The 21,238-nt window shown below is 38.7% G+C and carries 20 protein-coding genes; 16 read left to right on the top strand and 4 right to left on the bottom strand.

Going from position 1 to position 21,238, the window contains the following annotated elements; translation table 11 throughout:
• Positions 1-705, bottom strand: coding sequence for a septum site-determining protein MinC (gene minC / locus QL995_RS01520; RefSeq protein WP_007583271.1), 705 nt, complete (start codon positions 703-705; stop codon positions 1-3).
• A 155-nt stretch (positions 706-860) separates the two neighbouring features.
• On the opposite strand from minC, the gene QL995_RS01525 reads away from it, so the two are divergent.
• Positions 861-1,142, top strand: a complete 282-nt coding sequence (locus QL995_RS01525; RefSeq protein ID WP_007583270.1) for a YcgL domain-containing protein — start codon at positions 861-863, stop codon at positions 1,140-1,142.
• Complete coding sequence (locus tag QL995_RS01530) at positions 1,135-2,151, top strand: lytic murein transglycosylase (RefSeq protein WP_290291980.1); 1,017 nt, start codon at positions 1,135-1,137, stop codon at positions 2,149-2,151. Before QL995_RS01525 ends, QL995_RS01530 begins: the two co-directional genes overlap by 8 nt.
• Positions 2,152-2,190: 39 nt before the next feature.
• On the opposite strand, the gene QL995_RS01535 is transcribed toward QL995_RS01530, so the two are convergent.
• Complete coding sequence (locus QL995_RS01535) at positions 2,191-2,736, bottom strand: MarR family transcriptional regulator (RefSeq protein WP_010552940.1); 546 nt, start codon at positions 2,734-2,736, stop codon at positions 2,191-2,193.
• Between the two features lie 206 nt (positions 2,737-2,942).
• Between QL995_RS01535 and adhP the strand changes: the two genes are divergently transcribed.
• Positions 2,943-3,953, top strand: coding sequence for an alcohol dehydrogenase AdhP (gene adhP, locus QL995_RS01540; protein ID WP_197188195.1), 1,011 nt, complete (start codon positions 2,943-2,945; stop codon positions 3,951-3,953).
• A gap of 79 nt (positions 3,954-4,032) precedes the next feature.
• Here the strand turns inward: adhP and QL995_RS01545 are convergent, their stop codons facing one another.
• Entirely contained in the window at positions 4,033-6,453 is a 2,421-nt protein-coding gene (locus QL995_RS01545) for a TonB-dependent receptor (RefSeq protein ID WP_290291988.1), read from the bottom strand.
• 218 nt (positions 6,454-6,671) lie between these two features.
• On the bottom strand, positions 6,672-7,949 hold the full coding sequence (locus QL995_RS01550) for an amidohydrolase family protein (RefSeq protein WP_197150106.1): 1,278 nt from the start codon (positions 7,947-7,949) through the stop codon (positions 6,672-6,674).
• A gap of 153 nt (positions 7,950-8,102) precedes the next feature.
• Here QL995_RS01550 and QL995_RS01555 point away from each other — a divergent pair, with 153 nt between their 5' ends.
• From QL995_RS01555 to QL995_RS01615, 13 genes are all read left to right on the top strand, one after another.
• A complete protein-coding gene (locus QL995_RS01555; protein WP_290291992.1) occupies positions 8,103-9,944 on the top strand; it encodes a DUF885 domain-containing protein in 1,842 nt (613 codons plus the stop codon).
• A 97-nt stretch (positions 9,945-10,041) separates the two neighbouring features.
• Positions 10,042-10,554 carry a YcgN family cysteine cluster protein gene (locus QL995_RS01560; RefSeq protein WP_165736055.1) on the top strand — a complete coding sequence of 171 codons (513 nt, stop codon included), beginning with the start codon at positions 10,042-10,044 and terminating at the stop codon, positions 10,552-10,554.
• The gene (locus tag QL995_RS01565; RefSeq protein ID WP_290292000.1) at positions 10,554-11,069 is read left to right on the top strand and encodes an RNA methyltransferase; all 516 of its coding nucleotides are present in this window, start codon (positions 10,554-10,556) and stop codon (positions 11,067-11,069) included. The genes QL995_RS01560 and QL995_RS01565 overlap by 1 nt, the downstream gene beginning before the upstream one ends.
• Before the next feature lie 74 nt (positions 11,070-11,143).
• Positions 11,144-12,037: a transporter substrate-binding domain-containing protein gene (locus QL995_RS01570; protein WP_197237184.1), complete on the top strand. Its 894-nt coding sequence runs from the start codon at positions 11,144-11,146 to the stop codon at positions 12,035-12,037.
• 85 nt (positions 12,038-12,122) lie between these two features.
• The gene (locus tag QL995_RS01575) at positions 12,123-13,379 is read left to right on the top strand and encodes a sugar MFS transporter (RefSeq protein WP_007583255.1); all 1,257 of its coding nucleotides are present in this window, start codon (positions 12,123-12,125) and stop codon (positions 13,377-13,379) included.
• 255 nt (positions 13,380-13,634) lie between these two features.
• A complete protein-coding gene (locus tag QL995_RS01580; RefSeq protein ID WP_290292010.1) occupies positions 13,635-15,524 on the top strand; it encodes a methyl-accepting chemotaxis protein in 1,890 nt (629 codons plus the stop codon).
• Between the two features lie 5 nt (positions 15,525-15,529).
• Positions 15,530-16,612, top strand: coding sequence for a GGDEF domain-containing protein (locus tag QL995_RS01585; protein ID WP_290292013.1), 1,083 nt, complete (start codon positions 15,530-15,532; stop codon positions 16,610-16,612).
• A 13-nt stretch (positions 16,613-16,625) separates the two neighbouring features.
• Positions 16,626-17,240, top strand: a complete 615-nt coding sequence (locus QL995_RS01590) for a DsbA family protein (RefSeq protein WP_024591046.1) — start codon at positions 16,626-16,628, stop codon at positions 17,238-17,240.
• Positions 17,241-17,481: 241 nt separating this feature from the next.
• Positions 17,482-18,234 (top strand): DUF3450 domain-containing protein, encoded by a 753-nt coding sequence (locus tag QL995_RS01595; protein WP_008169959.1) that lies wholly within the window; start codon positions 17,482-17,484, stop codon positions 18,232-18,234.
• A 10-nt stretch (positions 18,235-18,244) separates the two neighbouring features.
• Positions 18,245-19,612, top strand: a complete 1,368-nt coding sequence (locus tag QL995_RS01600) for a MotA/TolQ/ExbB proton channel family protein (RefSeq protein WP_290292019.1) — start codon at positions 18,245-18,247, stop codon at positions 19,610-19,612.
• 3 nt (positions 19,613-19,615) lie between these two features.
• Entirely contained in the window at positions 19,616-20,143 is a 528-nt protein-coding gene (locus QL995_RS01605) for a MotA/TolQ/ExbB proton channel family protein (RefSeq protein WP_024593980.1), read from the top strand.
• Positions 20,144-20,196: 53 nt separating this feature from the next.
• Positions 20,197-20,610, top strand: a complete 414-nt coding sequence (locus QL995_RS01610) for a biopolymer transporter ExbD (RefSeq protein WP_004334764.1) — start codon at positions 20,197-20,199, stop codon at positions 20,608-20,610.
• A 12-nt stretch (positions 20,611-20,622) separates the two neighbouring features.
• Entirely contained in the window at positions 20,623-21,228 is a 606-nt protein-coding gene (locus QL995_RS01615; protein WP_024593981.1) for an energy transducer TonB, read from the top strand.
• Positions 21,229-21,238 lie beyond the last annotated feature (10 nt).

Consider the following 21,238-nt stretch of genomic DNA (forward strand, 5'->3'; position numbering starts at 1 on the left):
TTATCCTTTAACCAAAGCTGAAATTTCTAATGATTCGTCTTTTTGTTGTATTTGCACTGCATTTCCCCAATGTTCACCTTGTAGTGAATCACTGATCCAGTAGTTACCATCTATTGAAACCAGCTCGGCCTCAAGTTTTTGGCAAAAAATGTGTGCTTCTTTAAAACCTTTTGCGCCTGCAATAGCGCGACCGCGTAGCGTGCCATAAATATGCACATTTCCATCGGCAATAACTTCAGCACCATGACTAACCGCGCCAAGTACTATCAAATCTCTATCTTTTGCATAAACTTGTTGTCCAGAACGAACTGTACCGCTAATAATTTGCGCTGGTAAATGCACTGTTTTTTCTACAATCGACGTATTAGCCTCTTGTTTAACAGGTTCGCTCTTAACGTCTTGTGAATAATTCAAAACAGATAAGCCAGCAGCTTTAGCTTGTGTATGTTGCTCATCTGAGCCATTACATACACCAACAGCGTTAAAGCTCATACGCTCGATTAATGACTTTAAGTGTACAAAATCAAGTGAACTGTTTTTAATTTCAATTAAATTAACAACAATAGGAGCACCCTCAAAAAACTTAGGGGCCTGGGCTATTTTTATATATAGTTGTTCTGCTAAAAGGTTTATATCAGTACTATAAAGATGCAAAACTGATAACGTAAAAAGATTCCCTTTTAACTCAAAAATTTGGTCCGACATACACGCTCAATTGAATTGTCTGATTAGAAATTAATTTTAGATAAACGTAGGCTGAATAGGGCCTTTATTGAAATTTCTAATCTAATTTTTCTAACTTATTATTACTCTCATGTTATAGTGTGCGGCATTGTTAAGCAAGAATTTATAGGGTCATAATGCTCACTGCAGTATATAAAAGTAAGAAAAAAGCGGATACGTTCTTATTTGTTGAAAAAAGAGATGATTTTGACAAAGTTCCGGAACCTTTAATGGCTATGTTTGGTCAACCTCTTTATGTGATGATCATCAACTTAGCAAAACGTGAGCATTTAGGTGGGTCTGATTTAGAAGCAGTAAAAGGTGCACTAAGTGATCAGGGTTATTATTTACAACTTCCTCCACCGGAACAAAATTTGCTAAGTCAGTTACGAAAAGAAAATGGAGTTGATAGTGATTAAAAAACTTATCGTTATATTATGTGGTGTATGTTTAAGCTCATCTGTGATGGCAAAAACACAGGCCGAATTTCAAGATTATTTAGCAAATTTAAAGCAAGAAGCCATCTCAAAAGGCTATGAAGCAAAACTTATTGATGATGCTTTTGCAACAGCAACATATAAAGAAAAAGTGGTTTCGGCTGATAAAAACCAGCCAGAAGTAAAAGAAACCCTCGAAACGTATTTACCAAAACGTGTACCACAGTGGAAAATAGACCGCGCACGCAAGCTTTATGCAGAAAACAAAGATGTACTTGAAAAAGTAGCGAAAGAGTTTGGCGTACAAGCACGGTTTATAGTGGCTCTATGGGGACTTGAAAGTAATTTTGGCGCCATTCAAGGTGGCCATAATGTTATCGCATCGTTAGTAACGCTTGCTTTTGATGGACGCCGAGAAGCGCTTTATAAACGCCAACTTTGGGCTGCACTCGACATTTTAAAATCGGGCCATATCACGCTTGATAAATTTAAAGGCTCATGGGCAGGCGCAATGGGGCAAACGCAATTTATGCCAACTTCATTTAATGCTTACGCGGTTGATTACAATAATGATGGCCGTAAAGATATTTGGACCACAAAGGAAGATGCTTTTGCTTCAATTGCTAACTATTTAAAGCAAGAAGGCTGGAACGACTCTCTTACGTGGGGTCGCCAAGTACAGTTACCTGAAAACTTTGATAGTAAATACGTTTTAGTACGTGGTACAAAAACGCGCAAGCAGTGGCTAGAATATTGGAACGACTCAGAGCGCCCATTAGCTGATTGGCAAGCACTGGGTGTTCGTAAAGCTGATGGCTCTGATTTACCTAATGTGGACGTACGTGCTGCGCTGGTTATGCCTGATGATATAAATGGCCGTATGTATTTAGCGTACGACAACTACAAAGTATTTATGCATTGGAATCGCTCGTATTACTTTGCTACTAGCGTAGGTTACTTGTCGGATAGAATTGGTTATCCAAAAATCTAATTATTAAATATACCTATAAATAAAGCCGCAATTGCGGCTTTATTCTTTTTTGAATATCTTATCTTTTAAGTCAATAACTTTACCAATTCCAGAACCTAGCTTCATCAGCTTATTAAGTTGCTCTGGTGTTAAACGTTGCAGCTCTGATGACCATTTAGTGACAGTTTCAAGTAGGTTGTGAATTTCCCCCATTTGTTTTTGTGCATAAAGCTCATCGTCGTTACTGGCTTCGTCTAATAAGTTATCGCGTAGTAATGTTAAGGTGGGCTCAATTTCGCGCTTTTTACGTTCTTCAAATACGCGATTTGCCATATCCCAAATATCGCCAGCAGGGGCGTAGTACTCTTTTCGATCGCCAGGAATATGCTGCACTTTAATTAATTGCCACGATTGCAACTCTTTAATACCCATGCTTACATTACCGCGAGAAATACTAAGCGCATCTGCAATCTCATTGGCTGTCATTGGATTTTTAGTAATAATCAGCAAACCACACATTTGCCCAATCGTACGATTGAATCCCCAGCGGCTGCCCATCTCACCACAATGCATTACAAAGGCAAAATTCTTTTCGGATAAACTCATAGCTTAGTAACTTTCAGTAATTTCAGAAAGTAAATGCTAGCACGCTCATTTTGGATAGCAAGTTCTTAGCCATTTTATAAATTGATTTTAACGACTAAAGTATGATTTAGATTAATATTTATACATCTATATTGGGATATGTTGTACACAACAATACGTAAATAAATCCTTATTTTTAATTTTTTTTCACATACGATGGAATGACTATGAAAGCTGCAATTAATAATGAATACAAAGGTAAATTACAAATAACAGATCTGCCAATTCCTGAGGTTGGAATAAACGACGTTTTAGTAAAAATAGCCGCTTGTGGCGTTTGCCACACCGATTTACATGCTTGTCATGGTGATTGGCCGGTAAAGCCAAAAATGCCATTAGTTCCAGGGCATGAAGGAGTTGGTGTTATTGATAAAGTTGGAAGCAACATTAAGCACTTAGAAGTTGGCGATAGAGTGGGTATTCCTTGGCTCTATAGTGCATGTGGGCACTGTGAGTTTTGCCTAGATGGCAAAGAAACACTGTGTTTATCGCAGCATAATACTGGCTATTCTATTGATGGTAGCTATGCAGAATATTGTTTGGCTCACGGTGATTACGTTGTAAAAATACCTGAGGGATTAGGCTTTTCTGAAGCTGCTCCATTATTTTGTGCAGGTGTTACAACCTATAAAGCATTGAAAGTATCCGGTGCTAAACCTGGGCAGTGGGTTGCTATTGTTGGTGTAGGCGGGCTTGGACATTTAGCAGTACAATACGCTAAAGCAATGGGTTTTAATGTAATAGCTGTTGATACAGGTAAAGAAAAACTCGCACTTGCTAAAGAGCTTGGCGCAGATATAACACTCGACTTTAAAGAAGTTGTTCCTAGCGACGCTATTTTTGAACAAGTAGGTGGCGCGCATGGCGTTGTGTGTACTGCGGTATCTAAAGCTGGGTTTGAACAAGCTTATAAAAGTGTACGCCGTGGCGGTAAATGTGTATTAGTAGGATTACCTCCAGAGGATATGCCACTTCCTATTTTTGATACTGTGCTTAATGGCGTGTCAGTAGTGGGCTCTATTGTTGGTACACGTAAAGATTTGCAAGAATGCTTGGAATTTGCAGCGCAAGGTAAAGTAAAAGCGATTATTGAAGAAAAACGCTTAGAGGACATTAACGAGATTTTTGATGATATGCTCAAAGGTGAAATTAACGGTCGCATAGTGGTTACTATTTAATTTAGATTAAGCGTTTATAAAACACAAAAAAAGCACGGCTTCTAAATTAGAAAACCGTGCTTTTTAAATTCTAAACCAATTAAAGTGTGTAACTAAAACTTAGTTTTGCATTACGCTCTTCGCCTGGCATGCCACCTAAAAACATTGCTTTTGAGTAATATTTTTTGTTAAACAAGTTATTTAAGTTTAACTGCATATGCCATTTATCAGTTGTATACGATACAGCTGTATCGTAAATCGTGTAACTTGGTACGTAACCATCAGGAATCGAGAACGAACTTGAATTAGTACTTCTGTTATCTACAAATGTAATACCACCACTTATATTTACAGCTTCAGGTAAGTTAAACATATCCGCGTAGTAGGTTACCCATGTACTTGCTGTTACGTAAGGCACACCTTTTTGGCGTGTGTCATAACTGCTGCTGTTAGGATTGCTTTTGTCACGTGCATCTTGATAAATACCGTTTACGTTTACTTTCCATTTATCATTTAAGTAAGCGTTTAAATCAAGTTCAATACCTGTTGTTTCTTCTTTACCATCATAATAGCTTTCAGGTACATTTGAGCCTGATGTTAAAGCGTCATAAAGCGGATTTGCGTATTCTAAATTAGTACGAGAGCTTTCGAATATAACAACAGAAGCTAGTAGTTGATCATCAAACGCTTTAAATCTAAAACCTAAATCGTTACTCATTGATTCAGAATCTTCTCTGTCTGCTTCATTACCCGCCACAGAGCCTAATACACTATACGCTGTACGGCCTTTTGAATGATTTACAAATACAGATAAATCTTCAGATGGCTGATACGTTGCACCTAGGTTATACGTTAAGCCTGAATCTGATGTACTCGCTTCAGGTGTTGGCTCTGCGCGGCTTGAGCTATAGCGCTCATCTACACCAAAGTGCTCATAAGTTTGCTCAATGCGGTTATATGCTACACCAATACGCGTTGTAAGCTCTTCAGTAAGATAACCAACATGTTGAATGCCTAAGCCCCATGCTTGTACTTTTTTATTGTAGTCGCTGGTTTTAAGTGGATCGAAGTCATCAAAGCTGCCAGATGGCCAATTTGGTTCTCTTATATCGTAAATATACGGCAATGAACCTTGGTACGTTACATCACCAGCATCGTTTGTGAGTACGTAATCTTGATCCCATATTGAGAATTGTTTAAAACGAATATCTCTATCTTCGTAGTTTGCGTTAACAAGTAATTCGTTATCTACGTCGCCTAACATAAAGTCATAACGTAAATCTAAAAAGTACTGCCATGATTTTTCATCTGCTTCTACTTGGCGGTATTCTTGGCGGCGTGCTGCATACGGGTAAAGTACACCGTCTTCAACTAACGGCGCACGTGGGTCATTATTTATAATTCCATCACGAGTAGAGTAAACGTAGTTATAAGCACCTGTTTGGCGCGCAAAACTTGATGTGTAGTTACGGTACTGTAGCTGCTGGTTTAAAAACAAATCGTCAGTAATGTAATAGTTATGCGTTAATTTAAAACGCAGTTCTTCACCTTCGTTAGCATCAGCCATTGGTGAAATAATACCATTTGTGCCAAAGCTATAAGGTGTTAATCCATCAGATGAAGATAGCGAATTAGCAAGTTGGTCGCGTTGTGCATCACTTAACTGTACGCCGCTTCCTGTCGGATCGTTTACTAAATCGGCACCGGTTACTTCACCCGCGCTTAAACCATTTGCAGTTTCTGCATTGTAAATACGAATAGGGTGGCCAATAGAATCAACCGCTATTTCATCTTTTATATATGCTGCAGAAAGCATGATGTTTTGCCTGTCGTTTAGCACGTATTTAAGCGAGGTATAAATTTCGTCGCGATCTTCTTTTAAATCGCGAAAGCCGTCACTTGACGCTGTTTTAGCCATTACACGATAGGCCAAGTCATCTGTTATAGCGTTAGTGCTATCAAACGATAATGAATAGCTATCCCACTGGCCAAGCTCAGCCGATACTTTGTGTTTTTCTTCAAACTCTGGCTTTTTCTCAATTAGGTTAATTACGCCACCCGCACTACCAATGCCATATAAACCTGTTGCTGGGCCTTTTAAAACCTCAACAGATTCAACATTTGTAAGTGAACGAGTTGGGTTGAATGTATTACCCAGGCCTGCACCACCATACATACCATCGTAGGTGTAGTTTGCATCTAAACCACGAATTACTAAGTTATCACCAATACCGTAGTTATTACCTGCTTGTGTTAAACCACTTACGTTTCTAACTAAATCTTGTAGGCTATCTACACCTTGAGATTCAATAAGTTCACGGTCAATAATCACAACCGGTGCAGGTGTTTCCATTAAAGACATGTCTGATTTAGTAGCAAGACCTGAGCTCATCACCACGCGGTTTTGTTTTTCGTATACGCTGATGCGTTCAATATCAGCATCAACTTGTGTATTTTGGGCAAATGCCATATTTGCATTTAAACAAGCAAGAGTAATAAGAGAGTACTTAAACGTTTTCATAGAGTGATAACTATTCGCGTTATTGAATTTGCGCGAATGATAATGGTTATTGTTTTTAAAGTGAATAGAAAGTTCATTTTATTTGATTAAATAAAACTGTTCGGATAATTAATAAACAAAGTTAAGCCTATAAAAGGTACGTTGTACCTTTTATAGGATGTTTGAGATGGGTGAGGGGTTTATTAAGGCTAAGTAAGCTCAGCCTTAATAGCGTGTATTTACAATTGGTTTTTATAAACAACACCTGCTTTCATTACGAAGGGTACTGACTCTAAGGTTTTAATGTTTTTAAGAGGGTTTGCTTTTACAGCAATTATATCAGCAGCAAATCCGGTTTTAATTTGTCCTAACTGAGTATCCATTTTTAATAACTTAGCGCTATTAATAGTGGATGCTTGAATGGCTTGTAGTTCTGTCATGCCAAATTCAACCATGCGGCTAAACTGTTTTGCATTATCTCCGTGCGGGTAAATTGCTGCATCCGTTCCAAAGACCATTTTCACACCCGCTTTTACAGCACGGCTAAAGCTATCACGTTGCCTTTTTGATACTTGGCGTTCTTTATTTAGATTTTCTTCGTCAACACCATTTTGCTCGCCATAAGTCAAAGTGTATTCGGTGTTATAAATATCCATAGAAAGCCAAGTTCCATGCTCTTTGGCAAGGGCTATGGCTTCGTCATCTAAAAAGCTGGCGTGCTCTACGCTATCAACACCTGCTTTAATGGCTGTTTTAATCCCGCTTGTACCGTGTGCATGAGCTGCAACAGGTAAATCTCGCATATGGGCTTCATCAACGATGGCTTTCATTTCTTCAAAAGAATACTGCTGTGCACCTACTTTAGTCCCTTTTGAAAATACTCCACCTGTGGCGCAAAACTTAATAGCGTTTGCCCCGTATTTAATGTTTTCGCGTACTTTTATACGCGCAGCCCATGGACCGTCTGCAACGCCACTTGAAGTATATTTAAGCTCAGGAGGTAGGCGGTTGTTATCACAGTGCCCGCCAGTAATTCCGAGTGATGGGCCTGCAGCCCAAATACGAGGGCCAACTATGTCACCTGCATTTATGCCGTCACGCACCGCTATAACGCTGTAACCTTCTGCGCCAACATTACGTACAGTTGTAAATCCGGCTTCTAAGGTTCTTTTAGCAAAATGAGCCGCTTTAATCGCCATACGCGGTACCGATTGGCCTAAACGTTCACTGCGCGGCACTGTCGGATCGCTTGTCAAATGCACATGCATATCCATTAAACCTGGCATAAGGGTTAAATCAAGTAGTTGAATATGTTCATCATCTTTAGTCAGCGTTGGTTTTTTATTTTGTTCAATGTTTGTAATTACGCCATCATCAATAGTAATCAAGGGCGATTTAATGAGTTTGCCATCTTCCACATTAACCATGGCTTTAGCCGATAGGTATGTAACGGCATGGGCATTAAAAGTAGTTAAACAAAGTAAGGCAATAGAGGTGCTGAGTAGTTGTTTTTTCATTTTATTTTTCTTTTAAATCATATTTGAATTAATAGAAATGTAACAAGCTCAGATAAAAGTGCAAATTAATACGATGAACGCAATCTATCGTAATTACTTTATTAAGTAAGGCTTAATGCGCATAATCAAAAAACGTTATTAAAAAGGATTATCATGAAATCAATTAAATTAGCATTAGTTGCCAGTGGCGTTATGTTTGCTTTAAGTGGCTGTATGAATACTGAGCTTAGTACACACACTAATACCAGTGCGCAGTTAAACACCGTTAACGCATCGGCAGGTATTGTTTCAGAGCTTTCGGCAGAGCAACAGCTCGATGTACTTGTTGCACAGTATTACGATGAATCGCTTACATATAGCCCCATCAGCGCAACGTATAATGGTCGTAACGAGTTTAACGATCAATTTACGCCTGAGATTTCAAAAGAAAATAGAGCTAAAAAAGCGGCTTTTTATAAAAAATATCAACAGCGCTTAAACTTTATAGATAAAGCACAGTTAACAGGGCAGTCGCTTTTAAGTTTTGAAATATTAGAGCGCGACCTTGCACTTAAATTAGAAGGCATGCAGTTTCCTGATTATTTACTACCAATTAACCAAATGGCGGGTGCGCATAACACCTTTGCAGGTTTTGGTTCAGGTCAAAGTGCTCAGCCGTTTAATACCGCTGAAGATTACACGGCTTTTATCTCGCGCAGCGAAGGTTTTGTAAAGTGGCTAGCTAGTGTAGAGCGCTCAATGGCACAAGGCATTAAACTAGGTATTACGTTACCAAAACCACTTGCTGAAAAACTGCAGCCACAATTTGCAGCTCATGTAGTTAAAAATGCCGAAGATTCACTGTTTTGGGGACCAATTAAAAAATTACCAGACTCGTTTAGCGCACAGCAAAAGCAAAAAATTACAGCGCAGTATCGTCAATTGATTATGCAGCACTTAGTTCCGGCTTATAAAAGCATGAGTGACTTTTTAGCTAATCAGTATATTCCTAATAGCCGAGAAAGCGTTGGTTATAGTGACTTACCAAATGGTAAAGCATGGTACGAATACCAAATTAAGAAAAACACGACGCTTAGCTTATCTGCTGATGAAATTCATGACATTGGTTTAAGTGAAGTGTCGCGTATTTTAAGCGAAATGAAAAAAGTAAAAGAAACCGTGGGCTTTAAAGGTGAGCTACCTGAGTTTTTTGACCATTTACGTGATTCAGATGAATTTTACTACGACACGCCTGAGGAGTTAATTGCGGCATATGAAAACGTTAAGAAAAAAATAGACGCACGTTTGCCTCTGCTTTTTAACATCGCACCCAAAGCACCTTACGTTGTAAAAGCGGTTGAAGCATACAGAGCGCAGTCTGCAGCTGGTGCATCATACGCATCTCCGGCGCCTGATGGCTCTCGCCCTGGTATTTTTTATATCAATGCTTATAACTTAAAAGCGCAGCCTAAATTTTTACTCGAAACTTTATCGATTCACGAAGCAGCCCCGGGCCATCACTTTCAAATAGCACTTCAGCAAGAAATAGAGGGCTTACCTGATTTTCGCAAATTTGGTGGTTACACTGTGTTTGCAGAAGGTTGGGCGCTTTACGCAGAAAGCTTAGGCAAAGAGCTAGGTTTATTTACCGACCCTTATATGTGGTACGGACGTTTATCGGATGAGCAATTACGCGCAATGCGTTTAGTGCTTGATACTGGTTTTCATGCAAAAGGGTGGACGCGTCAACAAGGTATAGACTACATGCTTGCAAATTCGTCTATGGCTAAAAGTGATGTAATTGCTGAAGTAGAGCGCTATATAGCATGGCCAGGCCAAGCGCTTTCTTACAAGTTAGGGCAATTTAAAATTCAAGAATTACGTGATTTTTCTAAAAAAGAACTCGGCAATAAATTTGATATTAAAGCGTTCCACACGCAAATATTAATTGATGGCGCATTGCCAATGCCAATCCTTGAGGAAAAAATTAAGCGTTGGGTTAAATCTCAAAGCTAATTTGTAGCGCAAAGCCTGTACTTTGAAAGGGTATTGGCTTTGCGCCATTTACAGCAATACGGTAGAATGCGCGCTCTTTAGGGGGCACGAGTAAACTATGTTTGATCAACAATTAGCAAATACACAATTTTGGCTTAAAAAAAGCTTAAGCGACATGAGTCAAAACGAATGGGAAGCCATTTGTGATGGATGCGGAAAATGTTGTTTAAATACGTTTATTGATAGCGAAGATGAAGACGAATTTACCGCCACCGATCAGTTACGCGAAGGTGAGCAATTAATATTTACTAATATTGTATGTCAGTATCTTGATAACAACACCTGTGGTTGTAGCGAATACGAAAACCGCCAAACGCTTGTTCCTTCTTGTGTAAAACTCACAAAAGAAAACCTTAAAGACATCTTTTTTATGCCACAAAGCTGCAGTTACCGTCGTTTACATGAAGGCCGGGGTTTGGCTTCTTGGCACCCATTATTAAACAGTGGCGATAAAGCAAAGATGCATGAGCTAGGTATTTCTGTAAAAGACAAAACAGTAAAAGATTGCGATGTAAAGCTAGACGACTTTGATTTGTACATCGCAGAGTGGCCAACAAAGGACGCTGAGTAATGAGCAAACAACAAGCGGTAATTGGGTTAATCAATCCTAAAAGCCCGACTAATGTTGGCGGTGTATTACGTGCAGCAGGTTGTTACGATGCCAAACAGGTGTTTTTTACAGGTAATCGTTACTTAAACGCTAAAAAGTTTCATACCGATACTAAGAACGCACTTGAGCGTATCCCTTTAACTGAAACTAATAGTTTAGAAGCGGTAAAACCAGAGGGCGCAACCGTTGTTGTTATTGAGCTTATTGAAGGTGCAACACCTTTACCTGAGTTTAAGCATCCTGAAAATGCGTTTTATGTTTTTGGCCCAGAAGATGGCTCTGTATCAAAAGACGTTTTAAAGTGGTGTGATGAAGTGGTATATATTCCAACTATTGGCTGCATGAACTTAGCGGCTACCTGTAATGTTGTTTTGTATGATCGCTTAGCTAAATTAGGCGGCGTTGAGAGTAGTGACGATACTATTATTAGCTCACGTGATACAAACAATAAAATGAGGTGGCAAAAAGCTGATTAGTTAAGGTTTATTTGTGCAAAAATGTTAGTTTTGGCTAAACTTAAAAACATTATAAATCATAAATAGATACTAAAATGCGCTGGTTTTATTTTATATTATTACTGACAAGTAGTAATTGTTTTGCTGAAACATCAGTTGAGTATTATCAAAATGGTACTCAACATGTTTTAACTGGACATTACCACAAATCAGGAGTGCTCTATGAAGCGAAAAACCCCAAACAAACACTCCATTTAGCCACACTCGATTGGCCTCCTTATATTGGTAATAATTTATGTAATAAAGGCTGGGTTTATCAATTTTCAATTGCTCTATTAAATAGTAAGGGCTACAGCGTATATATTGAATTTTTGCCTTGGGCTAGAGCTGTACGAAATGTAGAACTAGGCAAAGCTGATATATTAATGCCTGAATACTTTATAGAAGATACAGCCCCCTCCGATTATGTTACTGGTAAAACACGTCGAGAATTACTCGGTTTATCTAATTCCTTTAAAGGTGGCGAAATTGCATTTTTAAAAAGGAAAGGCGATATAGACCGTTTCACTGGAAACTTAAAATCGCTTAAAGGGCAAAAGATTGGTGTTGTTCGTGGGTATCAAAATACGCCTGAGTTTGATGCCATGATGGACAATGCTGAGTTTGAAGTTATTACCTCTGTTGATGATTTACAGCTTGTTCAGCTTCTGGTTGCTAAACGTGTTGATTTGATTATAGGCGACCCTCAAGTTCTTAAATTCTCTGTAACTTATTCTTCTTTAACTAAACCTGAAAAACAATCTTTGCTTTCTTCCATTGAACAAGAAAGCATTCCTCTGCAATACAACCCTTTATATTTTGCTATTAGTAAGCTTACACCTAAATGGCTTTTAGTCTTAGAGGACATAAATGAAGGGCTTTATCAGTTTCATAATAGTGGCGAGATAGACCGTATTATCAATACGACAAATACTCAATGCAAGCCATAAAATTGGAACGTTCCTTTGTTGCGCTGACTAATTTATATATAAACATGTAGAATCGTTTTCAACTTGTTAATGGAGTGAAAACGACGTGAGTGAAATAAATACAAATCAATCATTCGCGGTCAACGAACAGCCAAATAAAAATTATCTGTTTCCACTGACTGCAATGACGACCCTATTTTTTTTATGGGGTTTTATTACTGTTTTAAACGATGTACTAATACCACGATTAAAAGGCGTATTTGATTTAAGCTTTTTTGAAGCGATGCTAGTACAGTTTTGCTTTTTTGGTGCTTATTTTATTGTTTCTATCCCTGCGGGGATTTTAGTTAAGCAGTTTGGTTATAAAAAAGGGATTTTAACTGGTTTAATTGTGGCTTCAATTGGCTGTATGTTGTTTTATCCTGCTGTTGTAGTACATGAGTACTGGCTATTTTTGAGCGCTTTATTTGTACTTGCCGCTGGTGTAACGGTGCTTCAGGTTTCTGCCAATCCTTATGTTGCTGCTCTTGGGAGCGAAAAAACAGCTTCTTCTCGTTTAAATTTGGCACAAGCACTTAATGCGCTTGGTACTACCGTTGGGCCTTATGTAGGTGGTTTATTATTTTTTGGTACAGCAGGTAGTCTAGCTGCTTCTGCAGCAACTGCTGAGTCTGTAAAAGTGCCTTATTTAATGCTTGCTGGTGCCTTATTACTTATCGCTATTATATTTGCCTTTATAAAGCTTCCAGAAATTGAAGCCCATAAAGAGGAAAATAATGCTGCAGTAGAATCTCGTTCATTAACTCAAGCACCGCACTTAACTATGGGTGTACTTGCTATATTTTGTTATGTAGGTGGGGAGGTTGCCATTGGCAGCTTTTTAGTTAACTACTTTGGTGAGGCGCACATAGCAGGACTTGAAGAGCATACTGCGGCTGCACTTATTAGTTATTACTGGGGCGGGGCAATGGTAGGGCGTTTTATTGGCTCTGTATTATTACAAAAAATAGCGCCTTCTAAGGCGATCGCATTTAATGCATTTAGTATTATTGCGCTATTGCTGATCACCATTTTTACTCAAGGTGACGTCGCTTTATATTCAGTATTGGCAATTGGTTTATTTAACTCAATTATGTTCCCGACTATATTTTCAGTTGCAATCGAGCGACTAGGATCATTGACCAGTAAGGGTTCTGGTTGGTTGTGCTTAGCTATTGTAGGTGGTGCACTTGTACCATTACTGCAAGGGTTTATAGCTGACACAGTAAATATACAGCAAAGCTTTTTTGTTCCAATGCTATGTTATGTATTTATTGCATGGTACGGATTAAATGTTGTTCGCTTAGCAAATAAGTGGAAATAACAGACTATACAAGAGTGACTGAATACGTATTCAGTCACTTATAAAGCTACATTTAATAGGAACGTTCCATAAGTAATTAATACGAGTCACAATTTATTTCAATATTAGTCAGTTACCCCCTACAGCCATTTTTTTTAATCCTTTATCCTTATTTTTATCTAATAACCTAGTCACAAGCCTTATTTATTAGGACATTTAGCTAAATTTTTGCTAAAACTGTATGGATAATAAAGATAAATAATAAAAAGGATGTATATGCTTAACTCGTTAAAATTCACTTCCAAAGTGACTATTGTAGCCTCTTTAATTTTGGTTTTGGTGCTAGGGTTATTTACTTTTAATAACTACATTGCGATGCGCAAGCAAACCGAGCAGCAGTTAAGCCTAGTATTACAACAAAATTCCGAATCTGTTTCACAAAATATAGCGAGTTGGTTAAATGCAAAGTTGGCGATTGTTATATCAATTGCTAAAACCCATAAAGCTAATGATTCTAAAGCACTCACCCTTTCACAATTAAATACTGCAGAGCTTGCCGGAAGCTTTAAAAATACGTATATAGGTAAATCCAGCGGCACGTTTATATTAAACGATCAATCAGTTGTTTTACCTGCTGATTTTGATGCGACCTCTCGCCCTTGGTACAAATTAGTCGAAAACAAATCAAATACCGCTTTTACAACTCCCTATATTGATGTAACAACTAACGAGCTTACAATTTCAGCGGTAGTACCCATGCTACAAAATGGCCAGTTTAGCGGCGTTGCAGGTGCCGATATTGATATGCAAACCGTGACTAAAATTATTAACGATATTGATTTTTTAGGTCTCGGTTATGGTTTTTTACTCGATAACAAAGGTCAAGTGTTAAGCCATCCTAATGCTAAGTTAAACTTAAAAAATACATCAGACATTTTTGGTACTAATACGCCCTTGCAAAGTGAGTTTACCCAATACGAGATAAACGGAGAGTCTAAGCTTATCTCGTTTACAAAAATCAGTGGTATTGAAAACGTAGATTGGTACCTAGGTGTTGTCATAGATAAAGATAAAGCGTATGTCAGCGTTTCTAACTTTGGCCAAACTGCGGCTGTTTTTATGGTGATAGGGATCATTACTATCATTATTATGATGCAGCTTTTATTACGCTATTTAATGCAGCCTATGAACCGTTTAAACGATGCCATAAAAGATATAGCACAAGGCGAAGGCGATTTAACAAGGCGCTTAACCGTTGAAAATGATGATGAGTTTGGCGACTTAAGCCATTCATTTAATATTTTCATCGAAAAAATTCAGCATTCAATAGAGCAGGTAAAAGAGTCAACAGAGCAATTAGATACAGCTATTGAGAGCTTGGTATCACAAACACATTCATCGCTGTCTATGTATGATGATCAAAGTAAACGAACCGATAGTGTTGCAGCGGCTATTAACCAGTTTTCAGCTACATCAATGGATATTTCAAATAATGCAGAGAGTGCATCGCAGCTTGCTAAAAATGCAGATGAGCACTCAACACAAAACCAAGAAGCATTAAGCCACAGCGTTGCAACCATCCACCAGCTTTCAGCTAATATGGAGAAAGCTCAGCAAACTATAAACAGTTTAAATACGCACACAGCCAGTATTGGGCAAGTGCTTGAAGTTATTAAAGGTGTAAGCGAGCAAACTAATCTATTGGCACTAAATGCAGCAATAGAAGCCGCTAGAGCAGGAGAGGCAGGACGCGGTTTTGCCGTTGTAGCAGATGAAGTACGCCAATTAGCACACCGCACTCAACAATCAACGCAAGAAATTGAAGACACGGTGAGCCAGTTACAAAAAGGCTCAAACCTTGCTGTAGAGCTTATGAAAACAAGCCTTCAAGACAGTGAAAAAAGCGTACAACAAGCAGATGCCGTCGGCAATTTAATGAGTCATGTTATACAAGCTATTAAGCAAATTAACGATGCAAATCATTCTGTGGCCAGTGCAACCGATGAGCAAAACCAAGTTGTTAAGTTATTAGATACTGATATTCAAACAATTAGTGCGCTTTCTATACAAGGCAAGGCTAACTTAAATGACACACTTAACGAATGTACCAAACTAAAACAGCAGTTTAGTGCCTTAGAAAATATGGTTCAAAAGTTTAAAGTATAAAATTAATGACTAAAAAAAATGTAAATAAACCAAACTGGCTCAGTCTAATAAATATCGACAGTGTTTATAGCTCAGACATGCAACGCAAAGCGTTTTCTTTATTTACCATGATTGGGATATCAATTGTGGTGATTGCTGTATTAGTGTTTTTGAATTATAAGGTTTACTCACCGATACTCACTGCTTCATTAATTATCGTTAACATTACAAATATAAGCTGTTCTATCTACTTTATAAGAACGGGTAATCTTCAAGTAGTGGCATTAATAAGTATGAGCATTGTGTGCATGATGTTTGTTGCACTTGTTTATACCGGTGGTAAAGACAACACCGCGCTATATTGGCTAATGTTTTATCCTGTAGTGACGTTTGCATCTTTAGGGGTCAGATTAGGTGCTTGGTTAGGTTTTACTTTACTGTTTTCTTGTATTGTTATTTTATACGGCCCTGATTTTGGTCAAGTTAGCTATGGCAATGTAGAAAAAACACGATTTATAGCGTCCTTTTCTATGGTGTTTTTATTCTCATTTATTGGTGAGTATTTTAGGCATAAAAGCCACATGGCTATTGCCGATATTACGCTAGAGCAAAAACAAGATGCTTATACCGACCCCCTTACGGGTATAGCAAACAGACGTTTTATTACCTCTCATTTTTTAAAGCTTGCCCAAACACGCCCAGAGCAGTACTTACCTTTTTCAATTTTGTTAATTGATTTAGATAACTTCAAATCTTTAAACGATACGCATGGTCACGATTTTGGTGATACGGTATTGATTGAATTTACCAAGCTCCTTGAATCTCAGTTTTTGGCAACTGCGTTAAAGGCCCGTTATGGCGGTGAGGAGTTTGTTGTTATTTTACCGCAGGTTACTGTTTCTACAGCCACTGTAATAGCAAACAAATTTCGAGAGGCTGTTGCAGGGCACGTTATATTTACTGATGACAAGCAGCGTATTTCAATCACCTGTAGTATTGGTATTTCCCAAGTAAATAAAGTAACTGAATATGATGATTCGTTAAAACAAGCTGATGAAGCTCTTTATAGTGCAAAGGCTGCTGGTCGTAATAGTGTCGTCTCGAACTAGTTGAAGGATTAATATGTCTCAAAGTAAATTAATATATGTTCATGACCCAATGTGTAGCTGGTGTTGGGGTTACTCACCAACCTGGCTTAAGCTAAAATCAGAGCTTGCTGGTAAAGTAGCAATTGAATATAAAGTAGGTGGCCTAGCACCCGATAGCCAAGACCCAATGCCACAAAATATGAAAGAGATGCTTGAGGGTACTTGGCATAAAATTTCAGCGCAGTTAGGTACGCAATTTAATTATAACTTTTGGCGCGATTGCCAGCCAAGGCGTTCAACGTATCCCGCATGTAGAGCCGCACTTATAGCGCGTAAAGCGGATAAAGAAGCTCAAATGGTGGCTGCAATTCAAAATGCTTATTACCTAAATGCGCAAAACCCGTCAGATGAAAGTACATTAATTAGTTTGGCTGAAAAGATTGGCTTAGATAAAAATGAGTTTACCGCGCAGCTAACGTCAAGCGAGCTTAATGATGAATTTAAAGCTGAGTTATCCTTTGTTCGTACACTACCAATCCAAGGTTTTCCCTCACTAGTGCTTATTAAAGGTAATAAAGCATACCCAATTGAAATAAATTACACCGATTGGCATTATTCCCTTAATCAAATTAATTCAATTTTAAAATAATCCAGCCTGTTTATAGGGCATTTGGCTAACAAATGCTCTTATCATCTTAAAAACCCCCTCGTAAGTCTTAATTATTACCATTGTCATAAAAGCGACTTTTTTGCGCAACATCCTTGTCATGTTTCATCTATAAACTCCTGCTCATTGAAATTATTAAGTTATAAATTATTTATATAACAAAGTTTATGACCTAAAAAAACAAACTAGCAAATCCGCTAACTAACGAGTAAAGGTGTATGCGATGAAAGGCGTTAAACCATTAATCTTAGCTGGTATTGTGGCCGCAAGTGCAGCAGTACACGCAAACGATTTAGATAAGGTTATTGATAAAAGCAGTGAAATTAATAAATCAGCTGCGCAATCACAAACAAAAATAGACAAGATTGCAGATTCAATGCAAGGACGTTTACAGCAATTTAAAACCCTCAATAAAGAAATTGATGGTTTAGCTGTTTACAACGCTCAGCTAACTAAACAGTTAAATAATCAAGTAGAAGAGATGGAATCTTTAAACCTGTCTATGGATCAGGTTTCTATTATTGAACGTCAAATTACGCCGCTAATGCTTAGAATGATTGAAGGCCTTGAGCAGTTTGTATCTTTAGATATTCCATTTTTAGCTGATGAGCGCACTAAGCGCGTTACATCTTTAAATGAAATGATGAATCGTGCTGATATCAATTCAAGTGAAAAATTTCGCCGTGTACTTGAAGCCTATCAAGTAGAAGTAGACTACGGGCGCACTATTGAAGCCTATACCGCACTTTTAAACGTGGATGACAAAGAGCGTGAAGTCGATTTTTTACGCATTGGCCGTTTAGAGCTTATTTACTTAACACGCGATGGTAAAAAAGCAGGTAGTTGGAATGCAGATACAAAATCATTTGAAGCATTACCAGACTCTACAATAAGCCAAATTAATAAAGGCTTACGTATTGCGCGTAAGCAACTTGCCCCAGATATGTTAACTCTGCCAGTACATGCAGCAGAATAAGAGGTTAAAAATGAAATTGTTTACTCAAATGACAAAAATAGCTCTTTTTGCTGCAAGCCTAAGCATTACTGGTGCAAGTATAGCGGCAGAGCCAATGAACCTAGATTCATTACTTAAAACGCTCGAAAATGGTCAATCAGCTCAAAGCGAGCAAAATAAGCAGCGCGAACAAGAGTTTACTGCTCGTCAAAACGAGCAAGTACAAACGCTTAAAAATACCCAAGCAAAGCGTAATCAAATGCTGGTGGAGTCTGAGCGCTTAGAAACGCAGTTTGAAGAAAATGAAGTAAAACTTGCTAACTTAACAGGCACGCTTTCTAAACGAATGGGTTCCCTTAAAGAATTGTTTGGCGTGTTACAGCAAGTAGCAGGTGATTCTAGTAATAAGTTTGCGACATCAATTATATCTTCCCAGATTGCTGGGCGTAGTACGTTTATGGATGACCTTGCTCAAAAAATGGGTTCAACTTCAAAACTTGCTTCAATAGAAGATATTGAAAAAGTATGGTTTGAACTACAGCGCGAAATGACCGAGCAAGGCAAAGTAAGTCGTTTTAACGCAAGTGTCATTGTTGAAGGCGGTACTAAAGCACAGCAAGAAGTTGTGCGAGTGGGTGCATTTAACCTTATATCAAACGGTAAGTATTTAGAGTTTAATTCCTCGACTAATTCTTTGAGCGAATTAACTCGCCAACCTGTATCGCGCTTTACCGCAACGGCAGACGATCTTCAAAGTACTAAAAGCGGTGTGGTGCAATTCGCACTTGACCCAACAGGCGGCTCTATTCTTGGTTTATTAGTTCAAGCACCCGATACACAAGAACGTGTTCATCAAGGTGGCACTGTTGGTTATGTGATTTTAGGCGTGGGTGTTATTGCACTCCTTATATCACTGGAGCGTTTTTTCTCATTATTGATCATGGGCGGTAAAATTCGTCGTCAGCTTAAAGATACAGTTGCACGTGATGACAATCCGCTTGGACGTGTAATGAAAGTAAAAGATCAATTTCCGAGTGTTTCACACGACACACTTGAGCTTAAATTAAGTGAAGCTATTTTACGTGAAATGCCAAAAGTGACGCGTAATTTAACACTTATTAAAATCATCTCTGTTGTTGCACCGCTGTTAGGTTTATTAGGTACGGTAACAGGCATGATCAATACATTCCAAGCAATCACCTTATTTGGTACTGGGGATCCTAAGCTTATGGCAGGTGGTATTTCTCAAGCACTAGTAACAACGGTATTAGGCTTAGTGGTAGCAATACCAACGGTATTTTTATACACCTTACTTAATACGCGCGCTAAAAATATTTTGTTAACTATTCAAGAGCAGAGCGCCGGTATTATCGCAGAGCGTAGCGAGAAGGGAGCATAAACCATGGTGCTATTGATTGACTCAATCAATGCTATCCGTGATTTTCTCGACACTGGTGGCCAAGTTCTCTTGGTCATCGGGGTGTTAATCTTCGCGATGTGGTTATTGATACTCGAGCGATTTATTTACTTTTTCAACGGTTTTCGAAGCTATAAACAGGGTGTGAAAACCGATTGGATTAACCGTGCAGAACGTAATAGTTGGAACGCAGAGCAAATACGCGAAGCGATGATATCGCGAGCAGGTATGCGCTTAAACACCAATCTTTCTTTGATTAATGTGATGGTTGCTTTGTGCCCACTACTTGGTTTGTTAGGCACTGTAACGGGCATGATAGAAGTGTTTGATGTAATGGCAATTACCGGCACAGGGAGTGCGCGTTCAATGGCATCAGGGGTATCTAAAGCAACTATCCCGACAATGGCAGGCATGGTAGGTGCGTTATCTGGGGTATTTGCCTCAACGTATTTACAACGAAAAGCTAAGCGTGAAGTAGAACTACTACAAGACAGCATGGTTTTAGACCATTAAGCAAAATTTTGATAAGCGGCTTATATAAAGTCGCTCATCCTAGGAGAATAAAAATGAGAGCCCCGTTAGGAAACCTATTTCAAGAAGATGAAGCTGAAGAAATAAACATGACCCCAATGCTAGACGTTGTATTTATCATGCTTATTTTCTTTATTGTAACTGCCTCTTTTGTTAAAGAAGCCGGTATTGATGTTAACCGCCCAGAAGCCGCAACTGCTGTGAAAAAAGAGCGTGCAAATATCCTTGTTGCGATTTCAGATACAGGTGAAATTTGGATTAATAAACGTCAAATTGATGTACGCGCAGTACAAGCCAATATCGAGCGTTTAAAAGCAGAAAATCCACAAGGTAGCGTTGTGATTCAAGCGGATAAAAAAGCCACTACCGAAATGTTAATAAAGGTGATGGATGCCTCGCGCGCGGCGGGCGCATTTGATGTATCAATTGCCGCACAAGATGCGTCTTAAGGGCTAGTTATGTTGCGATATTTAGTTGCATTAGTGATAGCCGGCGTAGTGACCTTTATGTTGTTTTTAGGCATGCAGGCACTGATCACTGGCGGTGAAGGCGCTATGTCGGATCCGGTAAAGGGTAACGTACTTGATTTTGTTCGCTTGAAAAAAGAAGAAACCGTACAAAAAAAAGAGCGTAAGCCACAAAAGCCACCAACACCAAAAGAGCCGCCACCACCAATGGAATCACCGCAAATGCAAAATAGTGATGCTACAGCTAATGCTAACAACTTTGACTTTGGTGCAAACGTTGATGCGGATGTAAATTTAGCCGGCGGGTTAGCACTTGAAACAAGTGATGGAGAATATTTACCCATTGTTAAAGTGGCGCCTGTTTATCCTCGTCGCGCATTATCGCGAGGTATCGAAGGCTACGTTATTGTTGAATTTATAGTAACTAAACAAGGCACTGTACGAGACCCACAAGTGATTAAAGCAGAGCCTGAGTCTCTCTTTGATAGAGCGGCGATGGATGCAGCCCTTAAATTTAAATATAAACCCCGCGTAGTTAACGGTGAAGCCGTTGAAGTGGCGGGTGTTCAGAACAAAATATCTTTCCAAATCAGCGGTTAATTTAGTAATT

This window comes from Pseudoalteromonas sp. APC 3358 (assembly GCF_030408075.1).
Lineage (GTDB): Bacteria > Pseudomonadota > Gammaproteobacteria > Enterobacterales > Alteromonadaceae > Pseudoalteromonas > Pseudoalteromonas arctica.